Source organism: Kribbella sp. NPDC002412, assembly GCF_053592935.1.
In genome coordinates, this window is the sequence record NZ_JBSFBL010000114.1 from 1 (window position 1) to 11,265 (window position 11,265).

Below are 11,265 nucleotides of genomic sequence, written 5' to 3' on the forward strand. Positions count from 1 at the left end.
ACCGACCGCGCTTGGTTAGAGCTTGACGCAATCTACGCCGGCTATTTTTAGGGCGTAGTTGATGAGGGCTTTCAGGGCGTTCAGCATGGCGTCGGACTTCAGGAGGGCGACGAGGATGCCGCCCAGGCCGCAGACTGCTACGACGCTGACGGCGTACTCGGCGGTGGCTGCTCCGCGTTCCGAGCGGCGGAGGGTTCTGCGCTTGGCGGGAAGGCGGAGAGCTTTGTGGTCGAAGTGGTTGTTGGTGGGTGTCGGCAGAGCGTTGGGCATGTGGTGCCTCCCGGGTTGCGGTCCGGCTGGTCCGGATCACTTGCTGACAAGGTGCCGTTGTCGGAGGCCTTTTTTTCAAGGAGTTTCCAGGTTGGGGACAACTCGTTGCCTGCGGCTCCTATTGGCGTGTGAGGTAGGGGATCAAGGCGTCGGCGATCGTGGGGACGATCGACAGGAGGATGAAGGCTGGGAGGAAGCAGAGCCCCAGGGGCAGGGCAGTTCGGGACTCGATGGCGCGGGCCGCCTGATCGGCGGCGTGGTGGTGGGCTTGGCGGGTGTCGTCGGCCAGGTGTTCAAGGGTTTTAGAGAGCGGGGCGCCGGAGCGGAGTGAACGGTCTATGGCCCGGGCGAACGGGGCGCAGGCTGGTTCGGAGCGTAGATGGGACCAGGCGTCGATCGGGTCTGCGCCTAGGGCTAGGTGATGGGCGACCTTGGTGAAGAGGTCGGCTAGAGGGCCGCGGATGGCGGCAGCGACGGTAGTGAGGGCTTGTTGCGGTGGGCGACCGGCTCGGAGGCAGGCGGCTAGGAGGTCTACGGCGAGGGGGAGGTCTCGGGTGATTTGGACGGTGCGTTGCTTGGTGGCGGCTGGCTCCAGGCGGGCAAGGGCTTTGGGGATGAGGTAGACAGCTGCGCCCGCGAGTGGGATTGCCCAGGGGAGGCCGAAGAGGAAGAGGAGGCCGAGGGCGGCGAGGGTTGCTGCGAGTTGGTGTCGGCGGGGTGGGCGGGGTCGGGGGCGGCGGGGTCTATGGGTGAGGCGGCGGAGGTCTGGTGGGGCGGGGAGCAGGAGGTACGACGCGAAGGCGGCTGCTGTGGCTGCAAGGACGGTGGTCATCGGGTCAGGGCTCGCTAGGAGGATGGGGGTTTGGCTAGGTGGGTGGTCCAGTGGAGGCCTGCGGTGGTCAGGGCTAGGCCGGCGGTTAGGCAGAGCCAGCCGGTGGGGGTGGCGGTGAGGAAGGTGAGGGGGTTGGCGCCTAGGGAGTAGCCGAGGGCTATGCCGAAGACCGGGAGTAGGGCGAGGATGCGCGCGGTGGAGCGGGCGCCGGCGAGGCTGGCGAGGGTTTGGCGGTGGATGGACTCGTCGGCTCGGAGGGATTGGGCCAGGCGGTCGGTGAGGGTGGCGAAGGCGGCGCCGGATTCGTCGGCGACGCGCCAGGAGGCGGCTAGGGCGCGGAGGCCCTCGGCACCGGGCGATTCGGCGGTGAGCTCCAGGGCGCCGGGGATGTCGCCGCCGAGTTTGGCGGCAGCGTAGGCGAGCTGGAAGTCGGGGCAGATGGATGCGGCGCCTTCCAGCGCGTCGATGGGTGGGCGGCCGGCTGTCAGGTCGGCGGCTAGTACGTCGAGGGCTTCGATGATGTTGGCGCGGCGGGTGGCGGTGGTTGTGCGTTGGCGGTGTTGGGCTCGTTGGTTGTGGACGAGCCAGGCGATGGCGGCCAGGGCTGCGGTGGAGACCAGGAACTGCATGCCGAAGACGAGGCCGCTGAGTGTGGCTAGTGGGGCGAGAAGCCATAGGCGACGTTGCCACGAGCGGGCGATGCGGAGTCGGGGGAAGTGTTGTCGGCTGGGTGTTGGGGTGGCGGAGTGCCGTTGAGGCGGACGAGGGGTCAGGCGGTGCAGGGCTCGGCGAGGCGCGGGGACGAGCAGGTGGAGCGTGAGGAGGACTAGGAGGCTGGAGAGGAAGGCTGGTGTCATGCGGCGGCTGCCTGGGCGTGGTGGGCGGATGGGCGAGTTGTTCGGGTCATGCGGCGGTGGGGTGGGGGGTGGTGAAGCGGTGGGCGGGTGGGTGGAGGGTGAGGGTGTTGTTGGGGTGGAAGGTGACGGCTGGGCAAGTGGTCACTTGGCCGGTGGGGAGGCGGTCGAAGACGTGGATTTCGGTGATTCGGCGGGGGCCGTTGGCGGGGCGCGCGAGGTGGATGATGGCGTGCAGGGCGGAGGCGACTTGGCTGTGGATCGCCTCGCGGGAGAGGCCGGCCAGGGCGCCTAGGGCTTCCAGACGGGCTGGTACGTCGGTGGCCGAGTTGGCGTGGACGGTGCCGCAGCCGCCTTCGTGGCCGGTGTTCAGAGCGGTCAGGAGGTCGACTACCTCGGCTCCGCGGACCTCACCTACGACAAGGCGATCGGGGCGCATCCGGAGGGCCTGGCGGACCAGGTCGCGGAGGGAGATCTCACCGCTGCCCTCGACGTTCGGTGGCCGCGCCTCCAGGCGGACGACGTGCGGATGGTTCGGGCGCAGCTCCCCGGCGTCCTCGACGAGGACGAGCCGTTCGGAGGGATCCACCAGGGACAGCAGGGAATTCAGCAGCGTGGTCTTGCCGGTGCCCGTGCCGCCGCTGATCAGGAACGCCAGCCGCGCATCGACCAGATCACGCAGGATCGTCGCGCCGCCTGGCGGTAGCGCACCGGCGGCAACCAAGTCGTCGAGTGTGAAGACCTTCCGGGACGGGACGCGCAACGACAGACAGGTGCCGGGCGCCGCGACTGGAGCGAGTACGGCGTGGAAGCGGGTGCCGTCGGACAGACGTACGTCGACGTACGGAGTGGCGTCGTCGAGTCGGCGACCCGCGGCCGCGGCCAACCGGGTGGCGAGACGGCGGATCGCGGGCTCGTCGCCGGTGCGGACCAGCACGCGCTCGAGGCCGGAACCACGGTCGACGTAGACCTCGTCGGGACCGTTCACCAGGATGTCGGTGATGCCCGGCTCGGACAGCAGGCTGTCGAGCGGGCCTGCACCCAAGGCCTCCCGGCGGAGTGCCGCGACCACGGCGAGCACGATGGCGTCGCCGTAGACGCCGCCATCCGCCCGGAGAGCAGCAGCGACTCGAGCAGGTGTCGGCTCCGCGCCGGTGACGGCCAACGTCGCCCGGACCCGGTCGATGAGCACAGCGGAGACACTCATGCCGCGGCCGCTGCGTAGAGGCCGAACAGATCCAGGAGCTCCGAGGCGGCGCGACCGAGAGGTCCACGCGGACGCGGCTCGAACCGCCCTTGGTCCATCGCCGCCGGCAGATCCCGCTCGTAGCCGACTCTCGTTGCCAAGGGCAATGACAAGTGCGCCGCGACGTCAGCCGCAGACAGCCCGTTCACCCGGGGATCGCGCGCCACCACCCGAAGATCACCAGCGACGTCGCGCAGCGGGCCGACCAAGCGATTCGCCGCGGCGACCGACCTGACGTCGCACGGTACGACGAGCAGCGTCGCGCCGGCGCGGACGAAACCCTCCTCCACCGCCGGATCCGCCCGCCGAGGCAGGTCGACGACGACCAGATCGCTACTGCGTTGGGCAGCGCTCAGCACCGAGCCCATCGTCTCCGGCGGCAACACCGTCACGTCGGACCGGTCCCACGACAACACCGCCAGACCGCTCACCGAGGGCAACGCGGACCGCAGCGCAGCAGCACTCACCCGACCGGACGCGTTGAGCAGCTTCGGCCAGCGATCGCCGACATCCTGCTCGATCCCCAGCGCCAACTCGATCCCACCGCCGAGTGGATCACCGTCGATCAGCATCGTCCGAAACCCGCGCCGGTTCCCGAACACGGCCACCGCGGAGGCGAGCGTGGTCGCGCCCGCTCCCCCACAGCCGCCCACGAACGCAAGCGTCAACGCCGTCCGGACTTCGCCGTCCAACGCATCGGCGAGCTTGTCACCCAGGGCCGACTCGTCGGCGGGTAGCCGGAACACCGACTCCGCGCCGATGTCGAAGGCACACCGGTACATGTCGTCACCGCCCGCGAAACCGGCGACGACGACGCCGGATCGCCGTACCGGTTGGGTTCGGGCGAGAGGTTCGGCCAGGTCGGGGCCGACCACGACCAGGGCGCCGGCGTGCCAACCGCGGCGAAGGCCGAGCAGGTCGTGCTCGACCAGTGGGGTGATCGAGGCCGCCGCGGCCAGCCGGAGCAGGTCGTCGAGCAGCAGTTCGTCAGTAGTTGCCAAGAGCACCGAAGTGGAAGGTGAAGTGTCCATGCCTAGAAGATGCACTCGTCGCGGCGTCGCCGACGCACCGCGCTGAATCCCTGTGGACAAAGGCCTGTCGGGTTTCCGTCAGCAGCGGGAATCCGCCATCGCCAGCCCGCGACCAACCCGCCGGGAACGGTTACGGTTCCTTTCGAAGCGTCTTTAACTAAATTTCACCGGACCGCTTCCGTCCCAGCTCCGGAGGACCGCCCATGAGTCGACTACGCATGCTCGCCGCGACCGCAACCGTCGCCGCCACCGCCCTGATCACCGCCGCCGGCGTCTCCATCGCCAGCCCAGAGGCGGCCCAGGCCCCGGCCGCCACGAGCGGTGGTGTGAAGACGGCGTACTTCACCCAGTGGGGTATCTACGCCAACGCGTTCTACCCGAAGAACCTGATCACCACCGGCGCGGCCGGCAAGCTGGACTTCCTGAACTACGCGTTCGCCAACATCCACCCGACCGACCACACCTGCTTCATGGCGAACAAGGCCGCCTCGCAGGACGAGAACAACCCGAACGCCGGTGACGGCGCCGGCGACGCGTTCGCCGACTACGGCAAGTCGTACGGCGCGGACATCAGCGTCGACGGGGTCGGCGACGTCTGGAACCAGCCGATCCAGGGCAACTTCAACCAGCTGAAGAAGCTCAAGGCGCAGTTCCCGAACCTGAAGATCCTGATCTCGATCGGCGGCTGGACGTACTCGAAGTACTTCTCCGACGCCGCCTCCACCGACGCCAAGCGCAAGACGTTCGTCAGCTCCTGCGTGAACATGTTCCTCAAGGGCGACCTGCCGGTGATCGACGGCTTCGGCGGCCCCGGCACGGCGGCCGGCATCTTCGACGGCATCGACCTCGACTGGGAGTACCCGGGCTCGCCGAACGGCCACGTCGGCAACCACTGGAGCCCCACCGACAAGCAGAACTTCACGCTGCTGCTGGCCGAGTTCCGGTCCCAGCTGAACGCGTACGGCGGCCAGACCGGCAAGCGCTACTACCTGACCGCGGCCACCCCGGCCGGGCAGGACAAGATCGCGACGATCGAGACCGACAAGATCGGCCAGTACCTCGATTACAACAACGTGATGACGTACGACATGCACGGCGGCTGGGACGCCACCGGGCCGACGAACTTCCAGGACCCGCTCTACCAGGCCCCGGACGACCCGAGCACACCGATCCCGCCCGGCTCGGCCAAGTACTCGGTCGACGGCGCGATCAAGGCGTGGACCACCGGCGACCCGGCGTACGGCATCCCCGGCGGCTTCCCGGCGAACAAGCTGACCATCGGATATCCCTTCTACTACCGGGGCTGGAAGGGCGTTCCGAGTACGGCGAACGGCAAGTACCAACCCGCGACCGGGCCGGCCGACGGCCACGCGATGAGCGGCAACGTGCCCGGCGTCTCGTTCTACAAGGAGCTCGTCGGCTTCGTGGACGACCCGTCGGCGACGTACTTCGACGAGACCACCAAGGCGTCGTGGTTCTACCGCAACGGCACCTTCTGGACTGGTGACAACGCCCAGTCGATCAAGGCCAAGGCGGACTACCAGCACTGCAACGGCCTGGCCGGCGCGATGATGTACTCCCTCGAGGCGCTCGACCCGAACGTCACCCTCTTCAACCACGTGGTGAACGCGGTCAACGCGGAGACACCAGGCTGCAGCGGCCCCAACCCGACGCCGACACCCACGCCGACGCCGACGCCGACACCCACTCCCACGCCGACACCTACTCCCACCGCGACGCCGACCCCGACGCCTCCGACGGCCACCCCGTGGGCGCCGAACACGACGTACGCGACCGGTGCACTGGTGAGCTACAACGGCCTCACCTACAAGTGCATCCAGGGACACACCTCCCTGACCGGCTGGGAGCCGCCGAACGTCCCCGCACTCTGGGGCCGGGTCTGATCACGTACCGCCCACTGATCGGAGCATCATGAAACGCATCTCGATGGCCCTTGCAGCCATCACTGCAGTAGTACTCGCACTCCTCACCGCACCGGCCGCCAACGCGGCAGGTGTTACCGCGGCCTTCACCAAGGTGTCCGACTGGGGCAGCGGCTTCGAGGGCAAGGTGACCGTCACCAACGGCACCACGAGCTCACTGAGCACCTGGTCGGTCGCACTCGACTTCCCGTCCGGCTACACCATCAGCAGCTCGTGGGACGCGACCAGGAGCAGCAGCGGCCAGACGCACACGTTCACCCCGCCGAGCTGGGCCGGACCACTCGCGCCCGGCGCCAGCGTCACCTTCGGCTTCAACGGCAGCCCTGGCAACTTCCCAGGGCTCGCGGCCTGCCGACTGAACGGCGGCTCCTGCACGGGCGGCGGTGGCGGCACCCCACCCGGTGCGCCGACAGGTCTGTCCGGTACGGCGACCTCGTCGTCGGTCAGCCTCAGCTGGTCCGCAGCAAGTGGTGCTACGAGCTACAGCGTGTACCGCAACGGCACGAAGGTCGGCTCCCCGACCGGTACGTCGTACACGGACTCCGGGCTCACCGCGAACACGACGTACAGCTACCAGGTCAGTGCGTCGAACAGTGCGGGTGAAGGACCGAAGAGCAGCAGCATCTCGGTGACGACGACCACTGGTGGCGGCAACCCCGGCACCCGGCGGGCAGCGCCGTACCTCTACATGGGCTGGGGTGACCCGCCGAACCCGGCGACCGTCATGAACGCCACCGGCATCAGGTGGTTCACCATGGCGTTCATCCTGTCGTCCGGTGGCTGCAACCCGGCGTGGGACGGCAGCAGGCCGCTGCAGGGCAGCGCGGACGCCACCGCGATCGCGCAGATCCGGGCGGCCGGGGGCGACATCGTGCCGTCGATCGGCGGCTGGAGCGGCAACAAGCTCGGCCCGAACTGCAGCACCCCGGAGGCGCTGGCCGGCGCGTACCAGCAGGTGATCAACGCCTACAACCTAAAGGCGATCGACGTCGACATCGAGAACAGCGACGAGTTCGAGAGCGAGGTGGTCCAGGACCGCATCCTGAACGCGCTCAAGATCGTCAAGCAGAACAACCCGGGGATCCAGACGATCCTCACCTTCGGTACGACGACCAGCGGCCCGAACTACTGGGGCAACCGGCTGATCGAGCGGTCCGCGGCGCTCGGCGCGAACATCGACATCTTCACGCTGATGCCGTTCGACTTCGGCAGCTCGAACATCCAGCAGGACACGATCAACGCGTCCGTCGGCCTGAACAACAAGCTGAAGGCGACGTTCGGCTGGACGACCGCGCAGGCCTACGCGCATCAGGGCATCTCCGGCATGAACGGTCTGTCCGACCAGCAGGAGATGACCACCACGGCGACCTGGCAGAACATCACCAACTGGGCCAAGTCGAACGGGCTCGGCCGGCTGGCGTTCTGGTCGGTCAACCGTGACCGCCCCTGCCCCGGCGGCGGCGTGGTCTCGAACTGCTCCGGCATCTCGCAGCCGGAGTGGGAGTTCACCCGGATCACGGCCGGGTTCTGACAGCGGTACGGCGACGTGCGGGAAGCAACCGCGCGTCGCCGTACTCAGCCGGACTTCAGAGCCTCGACGATGAGGGCGTTGCGGGCGTTCTGGCCCAGCGGGATGGACGGGTGCAGGCCGTCGCGGAGGTACTTGGCGAGGCGGTTGGGCTTGGCGGCCAGGTGCTCGGCCCAGCGGATCACCCGCAGGTTCTCGTGGCGACGCTGCGCCTCGGCCAGCTGGAGGTTGATCCAGGCGCTGTTCCGCTGGTCGGAGACCTGGACGCCGGGACCGTGTCCGGTCCGGGCGGCCTGGATGTTCACCCAGAAGACGATCCGCTCGGTGCCGACGATCTGCATCGTCCGCTCGACCTGCGCGGCCACCGCGGGCGGGGTGAAGATGTCGTTGGAGCCGACCGACATCAGGATGCGGTGCGGCAGGCCGTAGTCCTGGGCCCAGGTGTCGAGCGCGTCGACGGCCGGCGTGACCGGGCGGCCGGCCCAGTTGTGCACGGCCATGTGGATGCCGTGCCCGGCCAGCTGCTTGGCCAGCGACGGGCCGTCCTGCACGCCGATGCTGTCGCCGAACATGAAGACGCCGTCGGTCTCCCGCGTCTTGCGGATCTGCGACTCGCTGGAGATCGCGCGCGCCTGCCGCTCCCACGCGCCGAGGACGCCCGACCCGTACGCGCCGGTGGAGGCCAGCTCGCCGGCCGACGCCGTTGCAGCCGACGCAACCGTCGACGCCGCGGCAGCCGTGCCGGCTGCGAACAGCAGGCGCCGGCTCGGGCGGATCGAACTGAGACGCTTCCTCACGGAGGAAACTGTGCGGTGGAAAGCCCTCTCACTGCAAGTCGACACCGGGAAAATTGGACCAACGCTACGAAAGTCACGCGACTCAAGCCGACCGCACCGGCTGAGACCGGACGAAGTCGCGGAACCGCTCGGCAGCCGGCGTGAGCTGCGCCCGCAACCGCCACGCCATCCCGATCTCCCGTCGCGCCCGCACCCCGGCGAGCGGGATCGACACCGCCCCGCTCTCGTTCCCACGCACCGCACCGGACGGCAGCACCGCCACCCCGAGCCCGGCGCCGACCAGACTGTCGATCGTCGCGAGGTCGGTCGCCTCGAACGCCAGCCGCGGCGTGAACCCAGCCGCCCGGCACAGCTCCTCACTGATCCGCCGGAACCCGAACCCAGGCCGCAGCCCGACGAACTGCTCCTCGGCGGCCGCCGCCAGCTCCACCCGCCGCCGCGACGCCAGCGGATGCCCGGGCGGCACGTGCAGACACAGCCGCTGCTGCTCGAGCAGGTGCCACCCGAACAGCTCCGGATCCGGCCGCGGCGCGATGATGCCGATCTCCGCCTCCCCGCTCTCCAGGTCCTGGACGATGTCATGCGCCGGCTCCTGCCGCAGCGCGAACCGGACACTCGGCGCCTGCGAACGGAACGCCTTCAGCAGGTCCGGCACCAGGCTGGTAGCGACCGAGTGCAGGAAGCCGAGCCGCACGGTCCCCGACTCCGGGTCGAGCAGCGCGTCGATGCGCTGGCGTGCGCTGTCGACGGCCGCCGTACCAGCACGGGCGGCCTCCAGCACGACGCGTCCGTACGGATTCAGCCGCACGCCGCGGTGCTCGCGCTCGAAGAGCTGTACGCCGAACGCGCTCTCGACCCGCCGCAGCGAGCGCGACAGGTTGGGTTGGCTGGTCCCCAGCACAGCGGCCGCTTCGGTCAGGTGCTCGGTCTCGGCGAGGACGATGAACCAGCGCAGATCGGCGACATGCATACCAGAAGCGTATCGATTTCTGCCGAGATGGACATTTTACGTATCGCACAATGCGTGGCACGGTCGAAGACATGCACACTTCCGTCGCCGCGCAGCCCGGCTATCGACCAGGCGAGGCCGGCTACCGCCGGCTGTCCATCGCCCTGTTCGCGGCCGGCTTGGCGACGTTCGCACTGCTCTACAGCACCCAGCCGCTGCTGCCCGAGCTCGTCGAGGCATTCAAGGTCTCGCCCAGCCAGAGCGCGTTCACGGTGTCGCTGGCCACGCTCGGCCTGGGCATCGCGTTGCTGATCGCAGGTCCGGCCTCCGAGGTGATCGGACGCACCAATCTGATGCGCTGGTCGGTCGCAGCTACCTCCGTCATCGCCCTGCTGTGTGCAGTAGCGCCGACCTGGCACACGCTGCTCGCCCTCCGCGGTCTCCAAGGCATCGCCATGGCCGGGCTGCCCGCTGTAGCCATGGCCTACCTACGTGAGGAGGTGCACCAGGACAGTCACGCCCGCGCCAGCGGCCTCTACATCGCAGGTACTGCGGTTGGCGGCATGGCCGGCCGCCTCATCGCCGGCGGGCTCGCCGACGTCGGTGGCTGGCGATTCGCAGCCGGCGGCATCGCAGTTGTCGGCGTCTTGTGCGCCGCCGTGGTTTGGCTGCTGCTGCCCGCCTCCCAAAACTTCCAGCCGGCCCTGGCCAGCCCGCGACAACTGCTGGCCCAGACCGGCCGCGTACTGCGGGACCCGGCCTTGCTCGCGCTCTACGGCATCGCCGCCACCGCGGTCGGCGCGTTCGTCGCCGTCTACAACGGGGCGGTGTTCCGGCTGTCCGGAGCGCCGTACGACTTGAGCGCGGGAGCGGCCGGGCTCGTGTTCACCGTCTATCTGCTCGGGTCGGCGGGCTCGGCAACCGCGGGCTGGCTTGCTGACCGATATGGACGCCGAGCGGTCGTGCCGGCGGGCTGCCTGGTCACACTTGCCGGAGTGGCCGTCACTCTCGCCGCGCCGCTGCCGCTGATCGTGATCGGGCTCGCGCTGATGACGGCCGGCTTCTTCGCCGTACACGGTGTGGCGAGCGGCTGGGTGGCCGTCCGGGCGCACGCTGGTGGCGGCGGCACCGGGCAGGCGGCCAGCCTCTACCTCTTCTCCTTCTACCTCGGTTCGTCGGTGTTCGGCGGGCTGGCTGGGGCGGCGTGGACTCACGGGGGCTGGAGTGGGGTGGCGCTGGAGGCGGGCGTGCTGTTCCTCATCACTCTCCTGTTGGCGGTACTCCTCAAGACCGTTCCCAGCAAGGTGCGAAACTAGCCAGGTGACCAGAGCGATCGAGGCAGCAGACCAGTTGGGCCTGAGCTACGAGGTGACCAGGCACGGGCGGGTCAACTCGCTCGAGGAGGCCGCGGCGGCGCGGGGCATCGAGCCGGCCAGCCTGATCAAGACGATCGTGGTTCGGCTGTCCGACGACGACTACCGCTTCGTACTGGTCCCCGGCGACCGGGAGATCGCGTGGCCCAAGCTGCGCACGCTGCTCGGTGTCAACCGGATCTCGATGCCGGACAAGGACACCGCGTTCGACGTGACCGGGTACGTCCGCGGCACCATCACCCCGCTCGGCAGCACGCACGCCTGGCCGGTGATCGCCGACGAGCGCATCACGGGCACGATCTCCATCGGCGGCGGCGACCACGGCGTCGGCATCACCGTCAATGCCGACGACCTGGTCAAAGCACTCAACGCAGTAGTAGCAGACGTCACCGACTAGGTCGTGTCTGGCAATTCCGCGCCGTGCCGAGTGCCGCGCAGTAGG

The 11,265-nt window shown here is 69.0% G+C and carries 11 protein-coding genes; 4 read left to right on the forward strand and 7 right to left on the reverse strand.

The genetic code is table 11. The annotated features are described in order from the left end of the window. Positions 1-15: 15 nt before the first annotated feature. From ACWCOV_RS40960 to ssd, 5 genes are all read right to left on the reverse strand, one after another. Positions 16-270: a DUF4244 domain-containing protein gene (locus ACWCOV_RS40960; protein WP_449834781.1), complete on the reverse strand. Its 255-nt coding sequence runs from the start codon at positions 268-270 to the stop codon at positions 16-18. A gap of 118 nt (positions 271-388) precedes the next feature. Further along, entirely contained in the window at positions 389-1,102 is a 714-nt protein-coding gene (locus ACWCOV_RS40965; protein ID WP_449834782.1) for a type II secretion system F family protein, read from the reverse strand. 14 nt (positions 1,103-1,116) lie between these two features. Further along, complete coding sequence (locus ACWCOV_RS40970) at positions 1,117-1,731, reverse strand: type II secretion system F family protein (protein WP_449834783.1); 615 nt, start codon at positions 1,729-1,731, stop codon at positions 1,117-1,119. Positions 1,732-2,005: 274 nt separating this feature from the next. Beyond that, on the reverse strand, positions 2,006-3,163 hold the full coding sequence (locus ACWCOV_RS40975) for a TadA family conjugal transfer-associated ATPase (protein ID WP_449834784.1): 1,158 nt from the start codon (positions 3,161-3,163) through the stop codon (positions 2,006-2,008). Further along, on the reverse strand, positions 3,160-4,233 hold the full coding sequence (gene ssd, locus ACWCOV_RS40980; RefSeq protein ID WP_449834785.1) for a septum site-determining protein Ssd: 1,074 nt from the start codon (positions 4,231-4,233) through the stop codon (positions 3,160-3,162). The genes ACWCOV_RS40975 and ssd overlap by 4 nt, the downstream gene beginning before the upstream one ends. Positions 4,234-4,436: 203 nt before the next feature. Between ssd and ACWCOV_RS40985 the strand changes: the two genes are divergently transcribed. Both ACWCOV_RS40985 and ACWCOV_RS40990 read left to right on the forward strand, forming a co-directional pair. Beyond that, positions 4,437-6,137 carry a glycosyl hydrolase family 18 protein gene (locus ACWCOV_RS40985; RefSeq protein WP_449834786.1) on the forward strand — a complete coding sequence of 567 codons (1,701 nt, stop codon included), beginning with the start codon at positions 4,437-4,439 and terminating at the stop codon, positions 6,135-6,137. Positions 6,138-6,165: 28 nt separating this feature from the next. Then, positions 6,166-7,707, forward strand: coding sequence for a cellulose binding domain-containing protein (locus tag ACWCOV_RS40990; RefSeq protein ID WP_449834787.1), 1,542 nt, complete (start codon positions 6,166-6,168; stop codon positions 7,705-7,707). A gap of 44 nt (positions 7,708-7,751) precedes the next feature. Here ACWCOV_RS40990 and ACWCOV_RS40995 read toward each other — a convergent pair whose 3' ends face one another. Together ACWCOV_RS40995 and ACWCOV_RS41000 are read right to left on the reverse strand one after the other, a co-directional pair. Continuing rightward, a complete protein-coding gene (locus tag ACWCOV_RS40995; RefSeq protein WP_449834788.1) occupies positions 7,752-8,501 on the reverse strand; it encodes a hypothetical protein in 750 nt (249 codons plus the stop codon). Positions 8,502-8,583: 82 nt separating this feature from the next. Beyond that, positions 8,584-9,471, reverse strand: a complete 888-nt coding sequence (locus tag ACWCOV_RS41000; RefSeq protein WP_449834789.1) for a LysR family transcriptional regulator — start codon at positions 9,469-9,471, stop codon at positions 8,584-8,586. Between the two features lie 71 nt (positions 9,472-9,542). Between ACWCOV_RS41000 and ACWCOV_RS41005 the strand changes: the two genes are divergently transcribed. Both ACWCOV_RS41005 and ACWCOV_RS41010 read left to right on the forward strand, forming a co-directional pair. After that, the gene (locus ACWCOV_RS41005; protein ID WP_449834790.1) at positions 9,543-10,766 is read left to right on the forward strand and encodes an MFS transporter; all 1,224 of its coding nucleotides are present in this window, start codon (positions 9,543-9,545) and stop codon (positions 10,764-10,766) included. A gap of 4 nt (positions 10,767-10,770) precedes the next feature. Next, on the forward strand, positions 10,771-11,220 hold the full coding sequence (locus tag ACWCOV_RS41010) for an aminoacyl-tRNA deacylase (RefSeq protein WP_449834791.1): 450 nt from the start codon (positions 10,771-10,773) through the stop codon (positions 11,218-11,220). Positions 11,221-11,265: the final 45 nt, after the last annotated feature.

Coding starts and splice junctions, on each gene's coding strand:
- ACWCOV_RS40975 (WP_449834784.1), bottom strand. CDS start 3,163: ATGAGTGTCTCCGCTGTGCTCATCGACCGGGTCCGGGCGACGTTGGCC.
- ACWCOV_RS40965 (WP_449834782.1), bottom strand. CDS start 1,102: ATGACCACCGTCCTTGCAGCCACAGCAGCCGCCTTCGCGTCGTACCTC.
- ACWCOV_RS41000 (WP_449834789.1), bottom strand. CDS start 9,471: ATGCATGTCGCCGATCTGCGCTGGTTCATCGTCCTCGCCGAGACCGAG.
- ACWCOV_RS40960 (WP_449834781.1), bottom strand. CDS start 270: ATGCCCAACGCTCTGCCGACACCCACCAACAACCACTTCGACCACAAA.
- ssd (WP_449834785.1), bottom strand. CDS start 4,233: ATGGACACTTCACCTTCCACTTCGGTGCTCTTGGCAACTACTGACGAA.
- ACWCOV_RS40990 (WP_449834787.1), top strand. CDS start 6,166: ATGAAACGCATCTCGATGGCCCTTGCAGCCATCACTGCAGTAGTACTC.
- ACWCOV_RS40985 (WP_449834786.1), top strand. CDS start 4,437: ATGAGTCGACTACGCATGCTCGCCGCGACCGCAACCGTCGCCGCCACC.
- ACWCOV_RS40970 (WP_449834783.1), bottom strand. CDS start 1,731: ATGCAGTTCCTGGTCTCCACCGCAGCCCTGGCCGCCATCGCCTGGCTC.
- ACWCOV_RS41005 (WP_449834790.1), top strand. CDS start 9,543: ATGCACACTTCCGTCGCCGCGCAGCCCGGCTATCGACCAGGCGAGGCC.